This window comes from Microcoleus sp. Pol17C6 (genome assembly GCF_036701145.1).
Taxonomy (GTDB): domain Bacteria; phylum Cyanobacteriota; class Cyanobacteriia; order Cyanobacteriales; family Microcoleaceae; genus Microcoleus.
In genome coordinates this window covers 3,853-26,685 of the sequence record NZ_JAUBQH010000024.1, presented here as the reverse complement: position 1 = coordinate 26,685, position 22,833 = coordinate 3,853, and the positions used below count along the sequence as shown (strand labels likewise).

The 22,833-nt window shown below is 46.1% G+C and carries 24 protein-coding genes; 12 read left to right on the top strand and 12 right to left on the bottom strand.

Annotation, left to right across the window (positions count from 1 at the left end):
• Positions 1-325: 325 nt before the first annotated feature.
• Positions 326-2,140, top strand: coding sequence for a translation elongation factor 4 (gene lepA / locus QUA25_RS13885; protein WP_006632512.1), 1,815 nt, complete (start codon positions 326-328; stop codon positions 2,138-2,140).
• 217 nt (positions 2,141-2,357) lie between these two features.
• On the opposite strand, the gene QUA25_RS13880 is transcribed toward lepA, so the two are convergent.
• The 4 genes from QUA25_RS13880 to QUA25_RS13865 all read right to left on the bottom strand — a co-directional run bounded on the left by QUA25_RS13880 (position 2,358) and on the right by QUA25_RS13865 (position 3,871).
• A complete protein-coding gene (locus QUA25_RS13880) occupies positions 2,358-2,804 on the bottom strand; it encodes a DUF5958 family protein (protein WP_333038686.1) in 447 nt (148 codons plus the stop codon).
• Between the two features lie 54 nt (positions 2,805-2,858).
• Positions 2,859-3,248, bottom strand: a complete 390-nt coding sequence (locus QUA25_RS13875) for a type II toxin-antitoxin system death-on-curing family toxin (protein WP_333038684.1) — start codon at positions 3,246-3,248, stop codon at positions 2,859-2,861.
• Positions 3,248-3,445: a DNA-binding protein gene (locus tag QUA25_RS13870; RefSeq protein ID WP_333038682.1), complete on the bottom strand. Its 198-nt coding sequence runs from the start codon at positions 3,443-3,445 to the stop codon at positions 3,248-3,250. Before QUA25_RS13870 ends, QUA25_RS13875 begins: the two co-directional genes overlap by 1 nt.
• Before the next feature lie 132 nt (positions 3,446-3,577).
• Complete coding sequence (locus tag QUA25_RS13865; RefSeq protein ID WP_333038679.1) at positions 3,578-3,871, bottom strand: hypothetical protein; 294 nt, start codon at positions 3,869-3,871, stop codon at positions 3,578-3,580.
• Positions 3,872-4,030: 159 nt separating this feature from the next.
• Between QUA25_RS13865 and QUA25_RS13860 the strand changes: the two genes are divergently transcribed.
• The 4 genes from QUA25_RS13860 to QUA25_RS13845 all read left to right on the top strand — a co-directional run bounded on the left by QUA25_RS13860 (position 4,031) and on the right by QUA25_RS13845 (position 10,966).
• A complete protein-coding gene (locus tag QUA25_RS13860) occupies positions 4,031-5,110 on the top strand; it encodes an AAA family ATPase (protein WP_333038677.1) in 1,080 nt (359 codons plus the stop codon).
• 129 nt (positions 5,111-5,239) lie between these two features.
• Complete coding sequence (locus QUA25_RS13855) at positions 5,240-7,933, top strand: helix-turn-helix domain-containing protein (protein WP_333038676.1); 2,694 nt, start codon at positions 5,240-5,242, stop codon at positions 7,931-7,933.
• A gap of 578 nt (positions 7,934-8,511) precedes the next feature.
• Positions 8,512-9,450: a UDP-glucuronic acid decarboxylase family protein gene (locus QUA25_RS13850; protein WP_333038674.1), complete on the top strand. Its 939-nt coding sequence runs from the start codon at positions 8,512-8,514 to the stop codon at positions 9,448-9,450.
• Positions 9,451-9,577: 127 nt separating this feature from the next.
• Positions 9,578-10,966, top strand: a complete 1,389-nt coding sequence (locus tag QUA25_RS13845; RefSeq protein WP_333038671.1) for a UDP-glucose/GDP-mannose dehydrogenase family protein — start codon at positions 9,578-9,580, stop codon at positions 10,964-10,966.
• Between the two features lie 105 nt (positions 10,967-11,071).
• On the opposite strand, the gene QUA25_RS13840 is transcribed toward QUA25_RS13845, so the two are convergent.
• Positions 11,072-11,542 (bottom strand): hypothetical protein, encoded by a 471-nt coding sequence (locus QUA25_RS13840; protein WP_333038668.1) that lies wholly within the window; start codon positions 11,540-11,542, stop codon positions 11,072-11,074.
• Between the two features lie 166 nt (positions 11,543-11,708).
• On the opposite strand from QUA25_RS13840, the gene QUA25_RS13835 reads away from it, so the two are divergent.
• Both QUA25_RS13835 and ppk1 read left to right on the top strand, forming a co-directional pair.
• Positions 11,709-11,927 (top strand): helix-turn-helix domain-containing protein, encoded by a 219-nt coding sequence (locus QUA25_RS13835; protein WP_006632503.1) that lies wholly within the window; start codon positions 11,709-11,711, stop codon positions 11,925-11,927.
• 125 nt (positions 11,928-12,052) lie between these two features.
• Entirely contained in the window at positions 12,053-14,236 is a 2,184-nt protein-coding gene (gene ppk1 / locus QUA25_RS13830; protein ID WP_333038665.1) for a polyphosphate kinase 1, read from the top strand.
• A gap of 138 nt (positions 14,237-14,374) precedes the next feature.
• Here the strand turns inward: ppk1 and QUA25_RS13825 are convergent, their stop codons facing one another.
• Complete coding sequence (locus QUA25_RS13825) at positions 14,375-14,545, bottom strand: hypothetical protein (protein WP_015176488.1); 171 nt, start codon at positions 14,543-14,545, stop codon at positions 14,375-14,377.
• Positions 14,546-14,747: 202 nt separating this feature from the next.
• On the bottom strand, positions 14,748-15,008 hold the full coding sequence (locus QUA25_RS13820; protein ID WP_006632500.1) for a hypothetical protein: 261 nt from the start codon (positions 15,006-15,008) through the stop codon (positions 14,748-14,750).
• 9 nt (positions 15,009-15,017) lie between these two features.
• Here QUA25_RS13820 and QUA25_RS13815 point away from each other — a divergent pair, with 9 nt between their 5' ends.
• The 4 genes from QUA25_RS13815 (at position 15,018) to QUA25_RS13800 (ending at position 17,104) form a co-directional block, all read left to right on the top strand.
• Positions 15,018-15,164, top strand: coding sequence for a hypothetical protein (locus QUA25_RS13815; protein WP_190657804.1), 147 nt, complete (start codon positions 15,018-15,020; stop codon positions 15,162-15,164).
• Between the two features lie 164 nt (positions 15,165-15,328).
• Positions 15,329-15,880 carry a DUF2854 domain-containing protein gene (locus tag QUA25_RS13810; protein WP_333038660.1) on the top strand — a complete coding sequence of 184 codons (552 nt, stop codon included), beginning with the start codon at positions 15,329-15,331 and terminating at the stop codon, positions 15,878-15,880.
• A 415-nt stretch (positions 15,881-16,295) separates the two neighbouring features.
• Entirely contained in the window at positions 16,296-16,514 is a 219-nt protein-coding gene (locus QUA25_RS13805; protein WP_333038792.1) for a hypothetical protein, read from the top strand.
• Positions 16,433-17,104 (top strand): hypothetical protein, encoded by a 672-nt coding sequence (locus QUA25_RS13800; RefSeq protein ID WP_333038789.1) that lies wholly within the window; start codon positions 16,433-16,435, stop codon positions 17,102-17,104. The genes QUA25_RS13805 and QUA25_RS13800 overlap by 82 nt, the downstream gene beginning before the upstream one ends.
• A gap of 5 nt (positions 17,105-17,109) precedes the next feature.
• Here QUA25_RS13800 and QUA25_RS13795 read toward each other — a convergent pair whose 3' ends face one another.
• The 4 genes from QUA25_RS13795 to QUA25_RS13780 form a co-directional block, all read right to left on the bottom strand.
• Positions 17,110-17,946 carry an SDR family oxidoreductase gene (locus QUA25_RS13795; RefSeq protein WP_333038658.1) on the bottom strand — a complete coding sequence of 279 codons (837 nt, stop codon included), beginning with the start codon at positions 17,944-17,946 and terminating at the stop codon, positions 17,110-17,112.
• 157 nt (positions 17,947-18,103) lie between these two features.
• Positions 18,104-18,538, bottom strand: a complete 435-nt coding sequence (locus QUA25_RS13790) for a DUF779 domain-containing protein (protein WP_333038656.1) — start codon at positions 18,536-18,538, stop codon at positions 18,104-18,106.
• Positions 18,539-18,630: 92 nt separating this feature from the next.
• Positions 18,631-20,151, bottom strand: a complete 1,521-nt coding sequence (exaC, locus tag QUA25_RS13785; RefSeq protein WP_333038654.1) for an acetaldehyde dehydrogenase ExaC — start codon at positions 20,149-20,151, stop codon at positions 18,631-18,633.
• A 505-nt stretch (positions 20,152-20,656) separates the two neighbouring features.
• Complete coding sequence (locus QUA25_RS13780; protein WP_333038653.1) at positions 20,657-20,812, bottom strand: hypothetical protein; 156 nt, start codon at positions 20,810-20,812, stop codon at positions 20,657-20,659.
• A gap of 152 nt (positions 20,813-20,964) precedes the next feature.
• Between QUA25_RS13780 and QUA25_RS13775 the strand changes: the two genes are divergently transcribed.
• On the top strand, positions 20,965-22,167 hold the full coding sequence (locus QUA25_RS13775) for a phytochelatin synthase family protein (RefSeq protein WP_333038651.1): 1,203 nt from the start codon (positions 20,965-20,967) through the stop codon (positions 22,165-22,167).
• A gap of 228 nt (positions 22,168-22,395) precedes the next feature.
• Here the strand turns inward: QUA25_RS13775 and QUA25_RS13770 are convergent.
• The coding region (locus QUA25_RS13770; RefSeq protein ID WP_445305263.1) for a WD40 repeat domain-containing protein at positions 22,396-22,833 on the bottom strand (438 nt) is incomplete at its 5' end.

The following is a 22,833-nucleotide window of genomic DNA, read 5'->3' as shown; positions in this document are numbered from 1 at the left end:
TTAAAAAATCCTAGTTTTAATTCTTAAGTTTCAATTCTTTTGATGACAACCGACTGGACTAGATATTTGCAGTCCCTGATTTGCACCCCACCTTTCCTCAACCGCTTAACAGCTTTCTGTACAATGAGACAGAGAAAAGTTTTTTCCTTTTGGGTGTCCGACCGAGCCCGGACACTTGAAGGGTAATAACTGATACTCTTGAGGTTTGTCTCAGTTGTGGTTTCATCTCAATCCCCAGTAAGAGGTTGAAGTAAGCACTCTACTCTTGCTTGTGTAATCATACAACAAAAAGTATCCTTTGCCGATTAGCTCTTCGATAAAAAACATGACTAACGTCCCTGTATCTCGCATTCGTAATTTTTCGATTATTGCTCACATCGACCACGGAAAATCGACCTTGGCAGATCGCCTGTTGCAGGCGACTGGGACTGTGCAGGCACGGGAGATGAAGGAGCAGTTTTTAGACAATATGGATCTCGAACGCGAACGCGGCATTACGATCAAGCTGCAAGCGGCTCGGATGAATTACACTGCCAAGGACGGTCAGGAGTACGTGCTCAATCTGATCGACACTCCCGGACACGTGGACTTTTCTTACGAGGTGTCGCGATCGCTCGCTGCTTGCGAAGGGGCGCTGCTGGTGGTAGACGCATCTCAAGGCGTGGAGGCACAAACCTTGGCAAATGTCTACCTTGCCTTGGGAAACAATTTGGAAATTATTCCAGTTTTAAATAAAATTGACCTGCCGGGGGCAGAACCGGAACGGGTAAAAGGGGAAATTGAAGAAATTATCGGTCTGGACTGTAGCGGGGCAATTGAGGCTTCTGCTAAGGAAGGAATTGGTATAGATGAAATTTTGGAGTCGATCGTCGAATTGGTGCCACCGCCGCAGGATACTGTGGACAAACCGCTGCGGGCGCTAATTTTTGATAGTTATTACGACCCTTATCGCGGGGTAATTGTGTATTTCCGGGTGATGGACGGAAGTGTCAAAAAGGGCGATCGAGTTTTGTTGATGGTTTCGGGTAAGGAATATGTCATCGATGAATTAGGCATCCTTTCACCGACTCAAGTTCAAGTAGACGAACTGCACGCGGGGGAAGTTGGTTATCTGGGCGCGGCAATTAAAGCAGTAGCTGATGCTCGCGTTGGCGATACGATTACTTTGGTCAAAAAGCCTGCACCGGAGCCTTGGCCGGGTTATACAGAGGCAAAGCCGATGGTTTTTTGCGGCTTGTTCCCGATCGATGCTGACCAATTTCCAGATTTGCGGGAAGCTTTAGAAAAACTCGAACTCAACGATGCGGCGCTTTCTTACGAACCGGAAACTTCGAGTGCAATGGGATTTGGTTTCCGCTGCGGTTTCTTGGGTTTGCTGCACATGGAAATTGTGCAAGAAAGACTGGAGAGAGAATACAATTTAGATTTGATTGTTACGGCTCCTTCTGTGGTTTATCAAATCACAACAATTAAAGGAGAAGTATTAACAATTGACAATCCCAGCCACTTGCCCGATCCTCAGTATCGCGAAAAAATTGAGGAACCTTATGTGCGGGTAGAAATGCTGTCGCCGGAAACTTATGTGGGCGCGCTGATGGAACTGTCTCAAAGTCGGCGGGGCATTTTTATGGATATGAAGTATCTGAGTCAAGGCCGAACTACGCTGGTTTACGAGTTGCCTTTGGCGGAGGTGGTGACGGACTTTTTCGATCAGATGAAATCGCGATCGCGCGGTTATGCGAGCATGGAGTATCACCTTATCGGTTATCGCGAAAATCCGTTGGTGAAAATGGACATTTTAATTAATGGCGATCCGGTTGATGCTTTGGCGATGATCGTACACCGGGATAAGGCTTATAATGTGGGCCGCGGCTTGACGGAAAAACTGAAGGAGTTGATTCCTCGCCATCAATTTAAGGTTCCGATTCAAGCGACAATTGGCGCTAAGGTGATTGCTTCGGAGCACATTCCGGCTTTGCGAAAAGATGTGTTGGCGAAGTGTTACGGCGGCGATATTTCGCGGAAGAAGAAGTTGCTGCAAAAGCAGGCGAAGGGTAAGAAGCGGATGAAGTCTGTGGGTACTGTGGATGTGCCGCAGGAGGCTTTTATGGCTGTGCTGAAGCTCGATCGGGATTCGTAATCTGTGTGGCTTTTTGTCAGGAACAGGCTTTCGGGCCTGTTGCACAAAGAGTCTGTTTTTTTGTAGTTGTTTCCAGTCATCTAGAACAGGCAAGATGCCTGTGAAGCGAAGAGTCAATTTGATTGTGGGATGGGCATCTTGCCCGTCCCTGTGGAAGCCCAGAATAAGGCTGCAGCCTGAGTGGCGATCGCCCGATCGCATCACAGCTTACTACAACTTAAACAAGAATGCTTTGTTGAAACTCGCGCTGAATTTCATCTACAACTTTGCGATCGCTCAAATCGCGATGCCACCAGTGGCTACAGCCATCTTGACAATATTTGCAGTACCTGCGCGCATCGGCAATTGCCAATAAACTCATTAACAGGAAAAAGGTTTTGATAGATTCTGAGGGCGGCAGTTTCAAAAGCTTTGCCATTTGTTCTTTTAATCGCCCTCTACTCAGCAACACACAAGGGGTGTAAGTTGGGCGAAGTTTTGATTTGGCAATAGCTAGGGAAACATCTTCTTCTCGCGCCCCTGCTTGGAGGGTCATGTAGGATAGCCACTGCAATATTTCCTGCTGGTCTTCGGTTGGGAAGCTTAAAAACCAGTTTTTTGCATTTTCTTGGCTAATTAATTCTTGTTGAATTTGATTGATTGTAATTTCATCGCCTAGATTCATTTGCCTCTCCTAAGTCGGGCTGAAATATAACGTGAGGTTCTCCGTCATAATTTCTCAAATAGAATTAGGAACAATATGACAGCGCAGCCACTCAGTAAATTCATCGCGGGCGATCGCGCTTGATGTGACTTGTAATATAATTTGTTCTTGGTCTTCCACAGGTGCAGAAATCTCAAAGCCATTCAAAACTAGAAAGACTTCCATTGCTGCGTGACCGATGCGTTTGTTACCATCTAAGAAAGGATGATTTTTAATCAAAGCAAATCCAAGGGCTGAAGCTTTTTCCACGATAGTTGGGTAAAGTTCCTCCCCGTCAAACGTCATGCGTGGCTGAGCTAAAGCTGACTGTAAGGCTCCTAAATTAGCGATGCCAAATGCTCCGCCAGACTGCTCGATAATGCGCCGATAAATTTCTAAGACTTCAGTTAAAGTTAGATAGCGCATTACGCGAGCTTTTGGTAAAGTTCAGCATTCTTTTTGAGGACGTATTCCATAGCATTTTGGAAGGATGTTTCTGGTGGTGCGAGCAAGTTTTCAGCACCCGCAAGGAGTAATGCTTCTAGGGAAACGCCGAGGCGGTTGGCGGTTTCTTGGAGCTTGTGCAGGCGCTCGTCTGGAATTGTGATGGTAATCGTTTGCATTATGTTTGTGGCTGTGACGATACTCTGAGTGTAGCACGTCAACTGTCTGAGTAGGAGTTAGGGTTTTTGAAAGAGCGATCGCACTTTTGGAGCAAAAGGGCGATCGCCCTTTTGCAAATAAACTATCAGAGATTACTCATCACCATCATCTTCATTATCTTGAACTACCTTACTACTTAAAAGTCCGAAAATCGCACCCACACCCATATTCCAAGTGCTATTGCAAGTCTCAAAAATGCGAGCTTGTTGGGGAGATGGCCGATCTTCGGTACTAATTCGTAAAGAGACTCCTCCAGAAAGTAAGGTAAAAAAGATAACAGTGGCGAAGACGTACTGGAAAGGAGAGGGAGATTGAGGAGAAGGGTTTTTACGAGTAATTTTAGTAGATTTGGGTTTAGCAGGTGTCATATTTGGTTGAGCTTTCATAATTGCTACCTTTTGATTGGTGATGTTTTAATCATAAAGGGCAAAACCTTGAAAGCCAAGGTGTGTATGGGTTTCAAATACTATGAGTTTGATATGCGTTTAGGATGCGTTTGGTTGGCGATCGCTCGCTATAATACTTAAAAGGTTTGTAATTTAGGTATGCCACAACCAAAGCTCACAGCATCCCAGGTTGGAATCGAAAAAGCAAAAACAGCTCTCATAGACAAAGGCTGGAGTCGCCAAGACTTAGCCAATTACGTTGTGGTGGAAGGCGAAAAGCCGGAAGGTATTGATATTCAAACTGTTCATAAATTTTTCAACCTAAAGAATGTCAAGCCCCAGTATTTTGTGGCAATTTGCAAGGCTTTAGAATTAAATTGGCAAGAAATTAAAGAATCCAATATAACTACCCATGGGGGCTCACAAACCGGTTTTTTTTACGAAGACACTGCGTTGCAGCCCGTAGATTCGATAAAAAACCCGGTTTCTTCGATGGGAGGCCATAATTCCTACCACAATAATCCTTTTATTCCCCAGCATGGCAAGATAGACGATCCGCGATTTTTCTTTGGTAGAGAAAGGGAAATTCGGCGGGTATTCGAGACGCTGAATAGTGGCAGTAGCGTAGCAATCATTGGCGAAAGAGCGATCGGCAAAAGTTCTGTGCTACAAGCCATTTACCGAGAAGCCCCAAATCAACTCCATCATCCGCGCCAACCCATTTACCTCGATTTAAAAAATGTTTGCGATGAAGATGACTTTTACGGTGCTTTATGCGACAAAGCGGGTATCGAGACAGCGAAGGGATATTTACTAGAACGGACTTTAGAATCGCACCGATTGCTGTTGCTTTTAGATGAAGTCGAGAAAATGACCTGGGATGGATTTACTAACCAAGTACGCGGCCAACTGCGGGGTTTGGCTGAGGGAAATAACGCACCTTTGCGTCTAGTTGTCGCCGCCTGCACCTCTCTCGATACCCTGTTTCCTGACAGTCAAGACAGAAATATGACATCTCCTTTTAAAGGGATTTGTATTGAGGAAAATCTGACGCAATGGGATGAAAGAATCAGCCGCGAATTTATTGTTAGTCGCCTCCAGGCTTCCTGGTTAACACCTATTGCTCAGCCCGTGAATTTTACAGAGAAAGAAATTGCGGGGTTAATTGCGGAAAGTGGCGGCTATCCTCAGAAATTGATGCAGTTATGCTATCAAACTTATGCTGGTTATATCAACTAGGACTTACACATGGGGGCCCAGAAACCGGGTTTTTTACGAAAATATTTCGTTAGAGAATCGCAGATTCGGTAAAAAACCCGGTTTCTCACCACCCGTGCGTAAGTCCTGTTTATTCATTCCCACCTATTTATGAGTCAAAACGATCGCCCTGTTCCTCGGTTAGATTTAGCTCCCAAACTGAAGCATCCTCTTTCTTTGTGGAATCCTTTAGATTACCTGCGATTGTTATATTGGGTGTTTTTCTTTCCTCAAGCTTTGCGGTGGTATGAGTCTACCTTTGGGGGGGAATCTAATTTAAAAGACGCGAAAACCTGGCGAGAAAAGTGGGAGTGGTTGCGTCAAAATTCCGTCCAGCGTCAGTTAATTCTACAAGCCTTGATGTTAATCATTGTTATCCCCGTAGGCTTGAGTAGATTTTTTGAAGAAATAGGCGTTTCTATCGATTGGTTGGGCGTGGCATTCGGCGTGGCGTTGGGCGTGGCGTCCGGCGTAGCCTGGGGCGTGGTGTCCAGCGTGGCCTGGAGCGTGGCGTTGGGCGTGGCCTGGGGCGTGGCGTTGGGCGTGGCTTGGGGCGTGGCGTTCGGCGTGGCGTTGAGCGTGGCGTTGGGCGTGGCGTCCGGCGTGGCGTTGGGCGTGGCGTTGGGCGTGGCGGGCGTGGCGTTCGGCGTGGTGTCCGGCGTGGGGTCCGGCGTGGCGTTGGGCGTGGCGTTCGGCGTGGGGTCCGGCGTGGCGTCCGGCGTGGCGTCCGGCGTGGGGTTCGGCGTGGGGTTCGGCGTGGCGGGCGTGGCGTTCGGCGTAGCCTGGGGCGTGGTGTTCAGCGTGGCGTTCGCACGTCCTGAAAATTGGCTTTTCGCTGTACCGTTTACCTTACTCCAGCGTCAACAGCAAAATAGACAATTTCCTCACATTACCCCACTTCCCCTTCCCTACCTGTCTTCTCAAATAGCTAATTGGCTGAGGCGGGATTGGGAAATAGGATTGCACAACATTAACCAATTACTACGATTTACCCTTCAGTTTATCCCTGTTGTTAAAGCTGTAAATAGCGTGCTAGCAGAGACGCCAAAAGAACAACTTATCGATCGCGTCGCTCAATTATCAGAAGATCCTTATGATTGCGAGTTAGTGCGTTTTGCCTCAGCTTCTCTCAGTGAAGTAATGAAGTCAGAAGCAGTAGCAGGTTTTTTTACCATCACACCTTGGGAAGAACAAATTAAAGCTCGTTTTCAAACAGAAATTCGTTTAGATACTCCTGCCCGTGCCTCTGCTGCTGGTTTCTGGTATCTCAATGAGCAAAAACCAGACAAAGCTATAGAAGCTTTCGCAGTAGTGCGAGATCTGCTTTATGGAGACGAGATGTTTACTTTAGCGCAGATTCTCACAGATTTTCACCAAACAGCAGAACTAGCCGAGATTGCTTCCCTGAAGCTGCCTGCTTCCCCAAATCCACCTCTGCTGCGTGGCACTACTTGGGAAGCAATTGCTTCTCTACGGCGGGTAATTGCCGATGTTCAAGTCGTCCAGAATAGCGTATCTCATTCTGCCCGTTCCCTTGCCCTCAACCGAGCATTAGGTCAGCTTGCAACTATCCTCAAGAATGCAGATATTATACCACAAGCAGAACGAATTTTAATTGGTAAAACTGTCATACAATGGATAGACATATTACTACCATTGACAGGTAAAATCGGAGCTATTTCGATTACTCAACCTGTTACTATCCCCTATATAATTGGCGATCCAGTCCAAGGCAAGATATTTGTCGGCCGAGAAGACATCATCAGACAGCTAGAGGAGTTGTGGGTAAAAGGCAATCCGCTTCAATCTGTGGCACTCTACGGTCATCGGCGGATGGGGAAAACTTCGATTTTGTTGAATGCTAGCAACTGCTTAGGCTCAAAAGTACAGGTGGCTTATGTGAATTTGCTGCGGGTAGGAGATTGCTCTCAAGGAGTCGGCGAACTGCTAATATTCATCACCGATGCCATTGCCAAAACAGTCAAGATTCCACCTCCTGCCGATCGCGATTTACTCGATTTACCCTATGTCACTTTTGGACGCTACATCGAACAAGTAATACCAAATATAGAAAGTGGATTAATCGTTGCTTTAGACGAGTTTGAAAAAATTGAAGAATTGATAGACGCTGGGGAAATCAATCAAGATTTTATCGGTTTTTTGCGAGGAATGGTGCAAATGAGTTCTAAAGTAGCCTTTGCTTTTGCCGGATTGCACACCTTGGATGAAATGACCGAGGATTATTTCAATCCTTTTTTTGCTAGCATTATCCCCATCCGAGTAGGTTTCCTGAGTCTTGGTGCAACTCGCCAAGTTTTAGCCAATCCCGATGATGATTTTCTCCTCGACTACAAACCAGAAGCACTCGATCGCATTTACGAACTAACTCACGGCCAACCCTACCTCACGCAATTGGTAGGATTTCTGTTAGTCCGCCTCTACAACGACCAAGTATTTGAAATCGGACGCCCCCGCGATCCAATGTTTGCACTAGAAGACGTAGCAACTGTCATCAATGACACAGAATTCTTCAGCAGAGGTCGCTACTATTTTACAGGAGTTTGGGGTCAAGCAGCGCAAGGCGCATCGGGACAACAGGAGATTTTAAAAGCCTTAGCACCTCACTTAGAAGGGATGAATCTCGACAGGCTGAGTCAAGAAACAGGGATGGATGAGACAAGTTTACTGGAAGCACTAAAAACTCTCGAACGCCACGATGTGGTTCGAGAAATTGATGGTTGCTACTCTATTACTGTCGAACTCTTCCGCCGCTGGGTTGAGATGTCATGGGGAGGGAAGCAATAGTTAGTGATCCCTTTAAGTATTCGGCGCTTGAAACCAATCCTACACAAACTCTCGTCCCAGCAGAGGGGGACTAAGAGAAAAGCTATCAAATTAATATTACTATTAAGCCAAATATTTACATTATTGGCTGCCCTAACGGTTCAAGTAAAACTACAGTTTTCCTGAAATTATTACCTAATTTTTTAGATCGACATAATTTCTCTCATATTGCTTTTCAGATAAATCGACCCTGGTTTTTTCAAATAAGCCAGTGAAGCGCAGCTATCCCCTAGCGCATCGCCCAACCTCAGACCGAAGTCATCAAATAACCAATAACCACTAACAAATAACCTAACTAATGTCAAGAGTGTTTTTTCGGAAATATTAAAGCTTAAATAAAAATTGCTACCGACATTTGCGAATTATAGCACTTTGTTCCAAGTATTTGAAAATGCTAAGTTAATTAAAGATTTTATAAAAGTGACGCATAAGTCTTTACATTGTCGATCGCAATTTTGTTATTCTATTAGAAAGTTTCATTCTAGCGACTGAATTTTTGTACCACAGTCCTACCCCTAAACAGAACGGCAGTTTCCACAATGAGAATTTTAGTCACAGGCGGTGCAGGTTTCCTCGGTTCTCACCTAATCGATCGCTTAATGGCCCAAGGACATGAGGTAGTCTGCCTGGATAATTTTTACACCGGGACTAAACGCAATATCCTCAAATGGCTAGACAACCCGTATTTTGAGCTAATCCGCCACGACATCACGGAACCGATTCGGTTAGAGGTAGATCAGATTTACCATCTGGCTTGTCCCGCTTCCCCAATACACTATCAGTACAACCCTGTCAAGACAATTAAAACAAACGTCATCGGCACGATGAATATGTTGGGATTGGCCAAACGGGTAAAAGCAAGATTCTTTCTCGCTTCGACTTCCGAAGTGTACGGAGATCCTGACGTTCATCCACAAACAGAAGATTATCGTGGCAACGTTAATTGTATCGGGATCAGATCGTGTTATGACGAAGGGAAGCGAGTAGCTGAAACCTTATCTTTTGATTACCATCGTCAAAATGGGGTAGACATTCGAGTTGTGCGAATCTTCAATACCTACGGCCCCCGGATGTTGGAAAATGACGGTAGAGTAGTGAGCAACTTTATTGCTCAAGCTTTGCGGAATCAACCGCTGACTGTGTACGGCGACGGCTCCCAAACCAGGAGTTTTTGCTACGTTTCTGATTTGGTGGAAGGATTTATTCGTTTGATGAATAGCGACCAAATCGGACCGATGAATTTGGGAAATCCTGGCGAATACACTATATTGGAACTGGCACAAAAAATTCAAAACACGATTAATCCAGGGGCAGAAATTATTTTTAAACCGCTGCCGGAAGACGATCCAAAACAGCGACAACCGGATATTACTCGTGCTAAAAATTGGTTGGGGTGGGAGCCAACTGTGCCGCTCGATCAAGGTTTAGAGTTGACTATAAAGGATTTTCGCGATCGCATAGAGGGAAACCAAAAGTAGAGACTGGGAGAGGGGGAGACTGGGAGAGTGGGGGAGAGAAAAAATCTTCCTTATTCCCAATTCCCAATTCTCGATTTGCGATTACCAATTCCTATCTGATTTTTTTACTAACTTTGAGGACATTTGTATGCATGTTTGCGTCATCGGTACAGGATATGTTGGCTTAGTCACCGGCACTTGTTTGGCCCACATCGGCCACCACGTGATTTGCGTAGACAACAACGAAGAAAAAGTAAAATTAATGAAGTCGGGACAGTCGCCTATTTTTGAACCCGGACTGTCTGAATTAATGTCCTCTGCATCTGCGTCGGGCAATCTAGAATTTACTTCGGATTTAGCAGCCGGAGTGGCTCACGGGGACATTTTGTTTATTGCCGTGGGGACGCCTCCTTTGCCTACTGGGGAAAGCGATACTCGCTACGTGGAAGCGGTTGCTCGTGGAATTGGAGCTCACCTCGATGGCGATTATAAAGTAATTGTCAATAAATCTACGGTTCCCATCGGTTCCGGGGACTGGGTGCGGAGGATTGTCCTCGACGGTTTGGCGGAACGTCAAAAAGCTCAAACCAATGATGCGGCTACGGGTGAGGAAGTAGCAGCAAAAAAAGGTGTGGTATTTGATGTGGTTAGCAACCCGGAGTTTTTGCGGGAGGGCTGTGCTGTTTTCGATACTTTTAATCCCGATCGCATTGTTCTCGGCAGCAACTCTCGGCGGGCTATGGATATGATGCTACAGTTATACCGGCCGATTGTCGATCGCAAGTTTGCAGAAAATCCGTCTTTGCCGGAGGTTCCTGTGGTGATGACTGATATCAGTTCAGCGGAGATGATTAAGTACGCAGCTAATGCTTTTTTGGCTACGAAGATTAGCTTTATTAATGAAGTTGCTAATATTTGCGATCGGGTTGGTGCAGATGTTAGTCAAGTTGCCCGAGGTATCGGCTTAGATTCACGGATTGGCAACAAGTTTTTGCAAGCTGGCATTGGTTGGGGCGGTTCTTGTTTCCCCAAAGATGTCTCAGCTTTAGTTCACACTGCTGACGATTACGGCTACGAGGCACATTTGCTGAAAGCGGCAGTGGAAGTTAACGAACGCCAGCGGTTCATTGCTATTGAAAAGTTGCAGCACGTTTTGAAGATTCTCAAAGGTAAAACTGTCGGACTTTTGGGTTTGACTTTCAAGCCGGATACTGACGATTTGCGGGATGCTCCAGCGCTGATTTTAATCGAGAATTTGAATCGGTTGGGAGCGAAAGTTAAAGCTTACGATCCCATCGTTTCTCAAACTGGGATGCGTCACGGTTTGTCGGGAGTTTTGGTAGAAACTGACCCGGAAAGGTTGGCAGACGGTTGCGATGCTTTGGTGTTGGTGACGGACTGGGAACAGTTTCGCAATTTAGATTACGATAAAATGGCGAAGTTGATGAATCATCCAGTGATGATTGATGGCCGCAATTTCTTAGACAAGAAGGCTTTAGAAGCGGCTGGTTTCCAATATGTGGGGATTGGAAGGTAAAGAAGAGTTTTGAGTAGAATCTCTATTTCGTAGGGTGCGCCGAAGCGCACCTTACATTTATCTTGCTGGTGGCCAACAATCGCGGGTTTACTCGCGCCAACTGCTTTAAAAATTTTCCATCAATGTTTTTTCTTGAGCGTAAACATCTCGTAGCTGTTGCAGCGCTGAGGCAGAAATTACCGATTTAACTGTAGCAACTAATTTACCCCATTCAAGCAAGCTGTCCACTGAAACAGCCGTTTTGAAGTTGTACGTATAGAATTTAGTCCAAAAATCTGGTGCTTGTGTCCGTTTCCAGCGTTTGTACCAGGCGACAAAATCTTGAGCACAGGGCGGTTTTACTTCTAAGATTGGGGGGAAATCAGCGTAGCTGACAAATCGACTGAGGCCTTTGGCATGAACATACACCACGTTGTGGCAGCAATCGATCCGGTATATCTGTTCAGGTGAGATGTTGAACAGGAGTGCCACTGTTTCTTCGGTGACAAATCTAGATCGCGGATTGACGATCGACGATTTGTGAATAATTTTTGATGCGCCGATCGCTGACGATCTTAGCTGATTTTCTGATATCATTGTAGTTGCATCTGGTGGTGGTAGCTAAATCTATCTCTGCTAAGTGCGATCGACAGAAATTATCTGTCGGGATTAATTTTAACTGGCGATCGTCTTTAGTTTGCAGACCGGGGGCGATCGCTTTTTGATATATTATACTAAATCCAAAATTTTGTAAATAGTGAATATGAGCAAAGGCTTAGTCAGATTGCGGGTTCGAGAGTTGGCTGCCGAGAAGGGATGGACGCTCAAGGAAGTTGCGGAGCGATCGGGCGTGGGCTACAGTACGATTAGCAATTATGCTCGTTCTCAGGGGATGGCAATGGTTGACTTTGCAGCAGTTCACAAGCTGGCTCGCACTTTTGATGTGATGATTGAGGATTTCGTGGTAATCCTAGAAAAATAGTTGAAAGTTTTACCTAAATTCAATGTTTTAGCGATCGACTAAAAGCAGATGCGAACAAATAGTTTAACCTGCGATACTAATTCACAGATGCGATCAACAGAGCCTCCCAAAGACTCCCTCAAACCATGCCCAAGCCAAAAAAGACCCCCGCCAAAACCTACACTGAAATCAACCTCAGCGACCCCCAATACTACTTCAACCGAGAACAAAGCTGGCTAGAATTCAACAACCGCGTGCTCCACGAAGCCCTCGACCCCCGCACGCCCCTTTTAGAAAGACTCAAATTTCTCGCTATTTTTAGCTCCAACCTAGACGAATATTTTATGGTGCGCGTGGGCGCCCTCAAACAACAAGTACACGCAAAAGTCAGCAAATTAACCTCCGACGGCCGCACCCCCCAACAACAGCTAGATGCCCTGAACAAGCGGCTTTTGCCGATGGTTACTCAGCAGCACTCGTATTTTGAGCAAACCCTGCGGCCGAAACTAGCAGCAAGCGAAATCTACATTCTCGACTACATTGACCTCAATCAAGAACAGCGCAATTACTTGCACCGCTACTTCAAAGAACAAGTATTTCCCGTACTCACTCCCCTAGCAGTTGACCCCAGCCACCCATTCCCCTACCTTTCAAATCTCAGCCTCAATTTAGCAGTAGTAGTCAGGGACCCCGACACCCGGGAAGAATTGTTTGCCCGCGTCAAAGTACCGCAGGTTTTGCCGAGGTTTGTGCCGCTGCCGGGGGATTTGCAGTGGCAGCAGAGGGGCAAATCTCCTGTTTGGACTGGCGTGCCCCTAGAACAGGTGATTGCCCACAATTTAGAAGCTTTGTTTCCGGGGATGGACGTAGAGGAATATCACCCGTTCCGCATTACTCGCAATTCCGATTTGACGGTGGAGGAAGATGAGGCAGAGGATTTGCTGCTGGCAATAGAACAGGAGCTCCGCAAACGCCGGTTTGGAGGTTCTGCGGTGCGGATGGAAATTCAAGCGATTATGCCGCCTGCGCTGCGAGATATGCTCATGGAGGAGCTGGATCTCGGTGAGCAAGATGTTTACGTCGTAGAGGGGCTGCTAGGCCTCAAGGATTTGATGTCTTTTGTGGGGCTGCCGGTGCCGGAACTGAAAGACCCTCCTTGGACTCCGGTTGTGCCACCGCGATTGCGGAACTCGGAATCGGCAAGGATTTTAGACAAATCGAGGTTGGATGCTGAAGAGGGCGAGGATATTTTCACCACCATCCGGCAGGGGGATTTGATGCTGCACCATCCCTATCACTCGTTTGCTGCGACGGTACAGCGGTTTATTACTGAGGCGGCGCACGATCGCTCCGTGTTAGCGATTAAGATGACTTTATACCGCACTTCGGGTGATTCGCCCATCGTCAGCGCCTTAATTCAAGCAGCGGAAAACGGCAAGCAGGTAGCGGTTTTAGTAGAGCTCAAAGCTAGGTTTGACGAAGAAAATAATATTAATTGGGCTCGCAAGTTAGAACAAGCGGGAGTCCACGTAGTTTACGGTTTGGTGGGACTCAAAACCCACACCAAAATTGTGATGGTAGTGCGTCGCGAGGAAGGGTATATCCGCCGCTATGTCCACATCGGCACCGGCAATTATAATCCCAAAACAGCCGGACTCTATACCGATGTGGGTTTGTTGAGTTGTCGCGAGGATTTGGGTTCGGATTTGACGGATTTGTTTAATTATTTGACTGGTTATTCGCGACAGGTATCTTATCGCAAATTATTGGTAGCGCCGGTCAATATGCGCGATCGATTTTTAGCTTTAATCCGGCGCGAGGCCGAATTCTGCCGCTTGCAGGCCGAAGGCGGTATCGGTAGCTGCGGCCGCATTGTCGCTAAAATGAACGCTTTAGTTGACCCTCAAATCATTGTTGCTTTGTACGAAGCTTCACAAGCGGGAGTTAAAATTGATTTGATTATTCGGGGGATTTGCTGTTTGCGTCCCGGCGTTGAGGGTGTTAGCGAAAATATCAGAGTTATCAGTATTATCGGCCGCTTTTTAGAGCATTCTCGGATGTTTTATTTTTTCAACGGTGGCGACGAAGAGGTGTATATTGGTTCTGCAGATTGGATGCAGCGCAATCTCACAAGACGGGTTGAGGCGATCGTTCAAGTGGAAGACCCGACAATTGCCAAGGAATTGCAAGAAATTTTGGGAGTAATGCTAGCTGACAACCGCCAAGCTTGGGATTTGCAGTCTGGAGGACACTACTCTCAGCGGCGGCCGCCTGCTAATTGCCCCGAAGTGAGTTCTCAACAAATTTTGATGGATATGGTGATGAATTAATCATTAGGAATGGGGCATGGGGCATGGGGCATGGGGAATTGGTTATTAGCTATCTGTTATTGGTTATTAGCTATTAGTTAACAGTCAACAATGCCCCATGCCCCATGCCCCATTCCCCATGCCCTATTCCCAATGACCCTAACTGTTAAAAGTACGCTTGAATTCTTCTAAGAGATCGTCAATTTCTTCGATCGCCTGACTCACATCTATTCTCAGGGCTCCCAAGTCCGATCGATCTAACAGCCGCACGAGGGATTCCCGCTTGCTCTCGATCTCTGCTACGCGCTCTTTGATTGTTTGTGCATCCATGGTTTTTTGCCTTTGCTACTATTAACAAAAATATTTGACATTCCCCCCTGCAAACAGACGGAGATTCTTAATCCACCGACATACCTTTTTCGGCAAATCCTTCACTGTTTTTATATGAGAAGTGATGAACCTGCTCAGGGTTTTTGGGTCTGTGTTATAGTTTGATTGTACATCAAAACCTCAGCCAAACTCCAGCCAAATTTTAGCGCAAAAAAGGCGGACGCTTGGTATCTGCAGGTTTATTTTTCATCATTCCAGCTAAAAATCGCTTCAGGGCCTTCTCCCGGTTTTTCATAAAAGCAGCCCAAAATCCCGGTTGATATTCATCCATCGTCTTGGCTAGGGCCCAGACATCGATCGCTAAGATATTATAAAGCCTTTCATCTTCGCGTTTGAGCGAGTTAATCTGCTCCAGAACCGCCTTGTTTGCTCCAGCAGTTTGTTTGTCTTCGTCTTTAATCATGTCCGAAAAATGGTTGAAAGGGCAAGAGTGTCGATCGCGATCGCCACTCTGTATACTTTGATGATACTGCCGATCTCGATTGCCTTCTGGAACCAACGCCGCGCAATTAACACGGATATTTACCGATGGCGTGCCCGGGCGAGTCCGGCAGGATAAGCTTCTGAACCTAGAGACAAGACTGTGGATGCACACCGCTCCCGCGCTCATAGATGCTAGCAGTTTTTGCAGGTCTTTTGGCAAAAAAACTAAATTTATTCAAGACTTTTTGACAGATAATAATTAAAGTATATTATTTCTGTCCGACTACTTACCTCACTAATATGTTACGCAAAATTTCTTTAGCAAACCTAGCCTTAGTTGTGGGCGGTATTATAGCAGCAGTCGGGTTTGGAGCCTACTTCACAGACAGACCTACCCTGAACCTAGCCGGTTTTTTTTATGGAATTCCGCTGTTGCTGGGAGGTTTGGCTCTGAAAGCCGCCGAACTCGAACCAGTGGAGTTCACCGAACCGACTTCTCCCGAAGTTCTTCTCCTGCGAGAAAGTCAAGCGACAGATACTCAAAACCAAGTCCGCAAAGATGTCACTCGATTTCGCTACGGCCAACAAGCGCACTTAGATGATGCTTTGGAGCGCCTGGGCCTGGCCCCAACAGACGAGGAACGGCCCCTCCTGCAAGGGTTGCGGGAAGTTGATGTTGACGGTGCTTATGGGTTAATTCTAGAGTTTTATTCGCCGCTAATGCCCATCGAAGTCTGGGAAGAAAAGCAAGACAAAATAGCTACTTTTTTTGGACCAGGTTTGCGCGCCCAAGTCAGTAAAAAGACTGGTGACAAAATTGAAGTGGCTCTAATTAAAAATACTCAAGCTTAAAGTAGTCTTAAGTTTTGAGTGCGTGAATTTTGAAGTCATCAATAAAACATTAATCCTGCATCAGCTTAGATACTGATTTTAGCGGCAGCTTGAAACCTGTCGCTATCAACATCAACTAAATCCGCAATTGGGCGATCGCGCAAATTAGATTTTCCTTAATTACAATAATAGTTGAGAACCGATCGGCAATCTTAAATAAGGAGAAGCAAAAATGGTTTCGTCCGAGAGTAGGATAGGTATTATGGCCGCCATAGCATCAGGGTTTGTCAGTTGCAGTTAAACAAGCGTCGAAGTCAATGATACCAGTCTCAGTTGCAAATAATCCTGGCTCAGTCTTGAGTAGGATAAATGAGCAGGTTAAATCCGCCAAACTAAATTATTGACAACAATCTATAGGGAAAACAGGGATACGCCTATGTCAGAGAACAAAGTTTCCATCACCGCCAAAGTACCTTTAACTGCTCAACAGCAGTGGGAGACTCTCATGGCTCATCACTGCGGACGTTGGCAAGGGTATTGGTTAGATATGATGTCACAGGGCAGGTTCTCGATATTCTTGATTCTGTACGGAGCTTCATTCCTTCTGACGATCGGCAAACTGTCACCCATTCCCTCGACTTCAGGAGTCGGATGACAGACACAGTAAGGCAGAAACAATGGGTTTTGACCTTGGGTAATCCCCTGATTATCCATCCGGTCGATCCAGAGGCTTATCTGCTTTTTAATCCCCATTCTTCTGACACAATGATTGGGCACGATCGTACAGGTCAGGGATTCTATTTTGAGCCTTACCTCCTTGCATCAGGGAAAAGAACCAGTGTGGTAGTAATCTACACATCTGCCCCAAATAGCCCTCAGCCCAACAAGTTTTCATTCTTCAGAGAGATTAAGGAAGAGGTAGCGAAACCGTGGTGGTCCCAACAAACTGACTGTAGGATCGATCAAGTCAACGGCCTCAAACTTCCTGCTCAAACCACAGGCGGAACCTATGTTTCACTAGATGAGATGGCTCAACTGCCAGTTCCTCCTCAACCGAGTGAAATACAAGGCGATTTTCTACAAATCCAATTTCCAGATGCAATAGAGGTTGTTCTTTCGAGCGATCGATTCAAAACTCCATATTATGCCTCCATGCGTTGGACTCCCGATACTGAAGACACCCCCCGAAGCTGTACTTTAATCTACGAACAACCCGAACAAAAGGCTGATGTATTCGCCATTTAACAGCCTCAAATTTCCACTACTGGATGAATGAGCTGGTATCCTTCTGCTTTAAGCTTTTGATTGGATATGCGCCGATTATTCGATCGCTTTGTTGTATCTGACCCCTCCCATTCCACTTCAGGTAATTCGTAGCGATCGCAGAGTTGTTTAAACAATTCACGAGCAGTAATGGGAACATCATTCACTACGTTATAAACTCCTTCTAATTGACGAGCGAGCGCCAACTCACTTGCTGATACAATGTCGTCCAGATGAATCCAGTTCGTAAAATGATTGCCTGTGCCTGGGCGAGTAGTGCCTGCAAGCCCACTTAACCGTTTCTTGAACTCGCGATCGGGTCCATAAATGGCTGCAAGGCGAAAGATACATACTTTCAAATCAGGGCTGGATGCTGATAGCAAAACTTGCTCTGTCTCATGTAAAATCTCTCCATGTCTGTCAGTTGGTGCCACAGGTGAAAGTTCACTAACCCAGGCTCCATTACTATTGCCATACACCCCAGAACTACTGGTATATATGAGGTGTTTTATGTTTGGAAAATGCTTCAAGGCAAGGACAAGGTTGTTGGCCGTATGCAGGTATGTCTCCTCGTACATATCGGCATCTACTTGTTGGTTTGCTGTAGGAGCGAGACTCAGGAAGACCACATCTTGATTTTGCAGGATCGTCAGTAATGTCTCTTCATCGCAGCGCTTCAGGACGATCGCCTGGTTGGCAACTTTCTGTAACTCCTCAAGGCGGTCTTGCGTTGTCGTCGTTGCAGTAATTACGTGACCCAGGTTCCGCCAATGCTGGGCAACGGCACTTCCAACATAGCCACAACCAATAATTATAGCGTTCATCCGTTTTTTTAACTTCTGATATAGAAGGCTCTAGAGGGCATCCAAGATAACAATATATCAAAGTTACAAAACTTTACGCACTGTTTTATGGGATTTGCATTCTGGGCATTTCCTGCTACTTTTTCTCCCGATCATCCCTCTATTATGCAACGCCGAGTTAATCAGCATTAACAAACAACCGGGAACGAGTAATAAAACGCTCTCCATCCGGCCCTTCCAGGGAAAAATCGCTGCCTCCGGGCCCCGATGCCACGTCTATAATTAACTGCGTGTGCTGCCAATATTTGTATTGCTGCGCTGCAATATAAAAGGGACAACCGCCTATTTCGCCCAGCAATACGTCACCCTCACCGACGATCAATTCGCCATCGGGAAAGCACATGGGGGAACTACCGTCGCAGCAGCCGCCGGATTGGTGAAACATCAATTCTCCGTGTTGAGTTTTGAGATAGTTGATTAATTTTAAAGCGGCTTCTGTTGCGGTGACTTTTGCGATCGTTTCCATTTTAGAAGAAGGAATATGGAAAATGGAAGATGGAAGCTCGACATCTGCGTGAATCAGCGTAAATCCTTTGTCATCGGCGGTTAACAAATTCTTTTTTTTTAACCGGAGATAAGGGCAGATAAACACAGATTAACGCAGATGAATTAGATCGATTCCAGTTGTACGGGATTTGATATGACTTAGAAGAAACCTAATGCTTTGGGGCTGTAGCTGATTAACAAATTCTTAGTTTGCTGGTAGTGTTCTAACATCATTTTGTGATTTTCGCGACCGATTCCCGATGATTTGTAGCCGCCGAATGCTGCGTGCGCGGGATACAAATGATAGCAGTTTGTCCAGACGCGGCCTGCTTGAACGGCGCGACCCATGCGGTAGGCGGTGTTGATGTCGCGAGTCCAAACTCCTGCACCTAAACCGTAGAGGGTATCGTTGGCAATTTCTAATGCTTCTGCTTCGTCTTTGAAGGTGGTTACTGCTAATACTGGGCCGAAGATTTCTTCTTGGAAAATTCGCATTTTGTTGTTTCCTTTGAAGACTGTCGGCTGGAAATAATAGCCGTCTTGCAAGTCGCCGGATAAGATGTTTCTTTCGCCGCCAATCAGACATTCTGCGCCTTCGGCGTGACCGATTTTGACGTATTCGGCGATTTTTTCCATCTGGTTGATGGAGACTTGCGCGCCGAGGGCGGTTGTCGGATCTAAGGGGTTGTCTTGTTTGATTTGGCGGATGCGATCGATCGCCCTTTCCATGAATCGATCGTAGATTGACTCCTGAATTAAGGCGCGGGAGGGACAGGTGCAAACTTCGCCTTGGTTGAAGGCAAACATGACTAATCCTTCGACTGCTTTGTCGAGGAATTCATCCTCTTGGGCGCAGATATCTTCAAAGAAAATGTTGGGGGATTTGCCGCCTAATTCTAGGGTGACGGGGATGACATTTTGGGAGGCGTATTGCATGATTAGCCTGCCGGTGGTGGTTTCGCCGGTGAAGGCGACTTTGGCAATCCGGGGACTGGTGGCGAGGGTTTTGCCGATTTCGGCGCCGGGCCCGTTAATGACGTTGATTGCGCCGTCTGGTACTAAGTCAGCGATGATTTCCATCAGTACCAAGATTGACGCGGGGGTGGGGCCTGCTGGTTTGAGGACGACGCAGTTGCCGGCGGCGAGGGCTGGGGCGAGTTTCCAGGCGGCCATTAATATCGGGAAGTTCCAGGGGATGATTTGTCCGATGACGCCTAGGGGTTCGTGGAAGTGGTAGGCGACGGTGGTTCCGTCGAGTTCGCCGATCGACCCTTCTTGGGCTCGGATGCAGCTTGCGAAGTAGCGGAAATGGTCGATCGCCAGCGGTATGTCTGCGAGGCGGGTTTCACGAATTGGTTTACCGTTGTCCCAGGTTTCGGCGATGGCGAGGCGATCGAGGTTTTCTTCGATGCGATCGGCAATTTTGTGTAAAACCCGCGCCCTATCGGCTGGGGAAGTCTTACCCCACTTGTCTTTCGCGGCGTGGGCGGCATCCAGTGCCAATTCTACATCCTCCGCGCTCGATCGGGGAACTTGACAAATTGATTTTCCTGTAATTGGAGAAAGGTTTTCCGAGTATTTCCCTTTCACCGGTGGCACCCACTGGCCGCCGATAAAGTTGTCGTAGCGAGTTTGAAAAATCGACTGACTGCCGGATTGAACAGGTGCTGCTACTACCATTTTATTATCTGATTAAAATTTGTTTTCGCCGACGCTTAAAATCTCTTGCATATCAACTATCGTCTATTTTCCTGAAGTTCGGTCAATTCATATACAAAATTTTACATTTTTCAATTATTTTGCACTCACTGTAGGGGCGGGTTCACCAACAATCTCATGCTAAAATTAACTATCTCACAAACCCGCGTCCACTAACGCTAAACACTATTAATTAACTCTCTCGCAGCAGAAGTTAGTTATCTCCGAAATTTAGTACCTTTGCCAGCTTGCAAAAAACACTTTAACTCTCTTTTTTTCTGCTCTAGAATTATCCGATATCCGAGAGTAATTATTGACGAGATGGCTGGTTCTGGCAACCGACAAGGGAGCAGAAAGTGGCGCTGTGAGATATTTATTTGCTAATTGCCATATTGTTGTTATCACCAATCTCACTATAAATACCCTGAGTATCAACCACCTCAGTGCCAATCCAAATCACAGATTTAAATTTGATGGATTGCAACTATTACAACTGTTGAGCTGACTCTTCTAAAACATCGATTGCGTGAGTGAGGATATTCAGAAAAGCTTGATTGCTCAGAGCTGCATAACGCTCAACCTGTGGGAAATTGCCGAATTCTTTCATCAGCTTGATGTCTGGCGGTACCTTGCAAATGGTCACGTTTTTTAAATTTGCACCCAGAAAGTCAAATCTTCGCAGCGTTTTATTGCTAAAATTGAAAAAAATAGTAAATAAGTGCATTCATCCTTATCAAGGTGACGATTTTGCATAATATTTATTAGGACCATAAGCAATCAGGGTTAAAACACTCCATGTCGGCTCAAGGGTTTTATCGTCGTTCACTCCCCGATTCTGCTATTGCCTTTTCCTCGGTAGAGGGAAAGCAAATATTTCGAGAAGCGTTGGCATTGGGAGGTATGGAAGGGTATTTTGCTCTAGCTGAACAGTTTCATACTCAAGCAGAACCCGCTTTTTGTGGATTGGGTAGTTTAGTTGTTGTTCTTAATGCCTTATCCATCGATCCGGGTCGCATTTGGAAAGGGGTGTGGAGATGGTATGGAGAGGAATTTTTAGACTGTTGCTTACCTCTTTCAGTCATTAAAGAAAACGGTATCACCTTTGATGAGTTTGTCTGTATCGCACGTTGCAACGGTGCTGTTGTAAAACCTAATCGTTACCACCAAAGCAGCTTGGAAAACTTTCGGCAAGCAGTTGAGGAAGTGACTGCGGCGTCAGGTGATATTCATCTAGTTGTTTCCTACAGCCGAAAGGTATTGGGACAAACGGGTGATGGTCACTTTTCACCAATTGGTGGCTATCATCCACAGCGGGATCTAGTTCTTCTGCTGGATGTTGCCCGTTTCAAATATCCACCTCACTGGGTTTCTTTGCCTTTGTTATGGCAAGCATTTGAACCTGTCGATCCCGTCACTAATCAATGTCGAGGTTATATTTCATTGCAGAAGAGTGAAAGGTTGCCAGAAACCTTCTTTCATGTTGCTTGTGATTTACATCAGTGGCGTAGTGTTGCTCCTTACTTTACAGAAATACTGCCAGACATTCTGAGAAAAGAGCAACCTGATTCAATTGCTTCATTTGTCAGTACCATCCTGCACCATTGGCCTGTTGAGTTCACAACTATGGTGAATACCTCCTCAGAGACGGCAGAGACACTTGAGAAATTACGGGCAGCTATTGAGTTAAATTCACTGTTTGATATTGTTCACCAATGCTTGTCAAGCGATGACGGGGATGCAATGTCTGTTGTAGGGAAGTGGCCGCAACAGCCATTCGTAGCAGAGATAATAACAGCAATATTACTGTCGTGTCCCGAAACGCTCTATGCAACTCTCAAACCCGAGTTACGACTGTGGTTTAGTGAGGTTCGCCACCTTGAGAAACTACTCCCTCCCTTGGATATAGAGATATCTAGATTGAGAGAACAAATGTCCGCACTCCAGGAGTTTTACACTTTATATTCCAAGGGACATCAGTGCAATATCCCTCAGAGTTAGCACCTACCGCCTTTTGAACTCCCCAAACCTCGACTAACTACAAAAGTGAAAATTTAATAGAAACATTTAATAATCCGATGCTGGTGGCGGTTGTGGAGGAAGATTCGCCGCAGGGAAATATTAGGGTTGTGACTGATGCGAGTGAGGAATAGACAACGAAAAAAGTCGAAGTAGTGGTAAAAAAATGTAGTGCGAACATCTGGCTGGCTGGCGGTTTTTGCCTAAATTCTATTTGATTGACTCTTGGTTGAGGTAATCAGCACATATCGGTTTGTATTCTTCTGCTATTTTGGGATGTGTTCTGAGGTAATCGCCGAGCCAGTTGCAACCTAATGCCATTAGTTTATCAACATCCCAAATCGAGAGTTTGATGGTCTTGTCAAAGCTTGCAGAAGCCAATGTCTTGCCATCGGGACTCCATGCGACGCTATTGACCGAACTGCTATGCCCGGTGAGGGCTTTGAGTTCTTTTTGGGTTTGCAGGTTCCACAGTTTGATAGTCTTGTCACCGCTGGCAGAAGCCAATGTCTTGCCATCGGGACTCCATGCGACGCTATTGACCGAACTGCTATGCCCGGTGAGGGCTTTGAGTTCTTTTTGGGTTTGCAGGTTCCACAGTTTGATAGTCTTGTCACCGCTGGCAGAAGCCAATGTCTTGCCATCGGG

Excerpts from the sequence above, each read along its gene's own strand:
- QUA25_RS13820 (WP_006632500.1), bottom strand. The coding sequence starts at position 15,008 with ATGATTAAAGACGAAGACAAACAAACTGCTGGAGCAAACAAGGCGGTT.
- ppk1 (WP_333038665.1), top strand. The coding sequence starts at position 12,053 with ATGCCCAAGCCAAAAAAGACCCCCGCCAAAACCTACACTGAAATCAAC.
- QUA25_RS13840 (WP_333038668.1), bottom strand. The coding sequence starts at position 11,542 with ATGATATCAGAAAATCAGCTAAGATCGTCAGCGATCGGCGCATCAAAA.
- QUA25_RS13795 (WP_333038658.1), bottom strand. The coding sequence starts at position 17,946 with ATGAACGCTATAATTATTGGTTGTGGCTATGTTGGAAGTGCCGTTGCC.
- QUA25_RS13815 (WP_190657804.1), top strand. The coding sequence starts at position 15,018 with ATGGTTGAAAGGGCAAGAGTGTCGATCGCGATCGCCACTCTGTATACT.
- QUA25_RS13860 (WP_333038677.1), top strand. The coding sequence starts at position 4,031 with ATGCCACAACCAAAGCTCACAGCATCCCAGGTTGGAATCGAAAAAGCA.
- QUA25_RS13825 (WP_015176488.1), bottom strand. The coding sequence starts at position 14,545 with ATGGATGCACAAACAATCAAAGAGCGCGTAGCAGAGATCGAGAGCAAG.
- QUA25_RS13775 (WP_333038651.1), top strand. The coding sequence starts at position 20,965 with ATGTCGGCTCAAGGGTTTTATCGTCGTTCACTCCCCGATTCTGCTATT.
- QUA25_RS13850 (WP_333038674.1), top strand. The coding sequence starts at position 8,512 with ATGAGAATTTTAGTCACAGGCGGTGCAGGTTTCCTCGGTTCTCACCTA.
- QUA25_RS13805 (WP_333038792.1), top strand. The coding sequence starts at position 16,296 with ATGTCAGAGAACAAAGTTTCCATCACCGCCAAAGTACCTTTAACTGCT.
- exaC (WP_333038654.1), bottom strand. The coding sequence starts at position 20,151 with ATGGTAGTAGCAGCACCTGTTCAATCCGGCAGTCAGTCGATTTTTCAA.
- QUA25_RS13880 (WP_333038686.1), bottom strand. The coding sequence starts at position 2,804 with ATGAATCTAGGCGATGAAATTACAATCAATCAAATTCAACAAGAATTA.
- QUA25_RS13835 (WP_006632503.1), top strand. The coding sequence starts at position 11,709 with ATGAGCAAAGGCTTAGTCAGATTGCGGGTTCGAGAGTTGGCTGCCGAG.
- QUA25_RS13870 (WP_333038682.1), bottom strand. The coding sequence starts at position 3,445 with ATGCAAACGATTACCATCACAATTCCAGACGAGCGCCTGCACAAGCTC.
- QUA25_RS13865 (WP_333038679.1), bottom strand. The coding sequence starts at position 3,871 with ATGAAAGCTCAACCAAATATGACACCTGCTAAACCCAAATCTACTAAA.
- QUA25_RS13810 (WP_333038660.1), top strand. The coding sequence starts at position 15,329 with ATGTTACGCAAAATTTCTTTAGCAAACCTAGCCTTAGTTGTGGGCGGT.
- lepA (WP_006632512.1), top strand. The coding sequence starts at position 326 with ATGACTAACGTCCCTGTATCTCGCATTCGTAATTTTTCGATTATTGCT.
- QUA25_RS13845 (WP_333038671.1), top strand. The coding sequence starts at position 9,578 with ATGCATGTTTGCGTCATCGGTACAGGATATGTTGGCTTAGTCACCGGC.
- QUA25_RS13855 (WP_333038676.1), top strand. The coding sequence starts at position 5,240 with ATGAGTCAAAACGATCGCCCTGTTCCTCGGTTAGATTTAGCTCCCAAA.
- QUA25_RS13875 (WP_333038684.1), bottom strand. The coding sequence starts at position 3,248 with ATGCGCTATCTAACTTTAACTGAAGTCTTAGAAATTTATCGGCGCATT.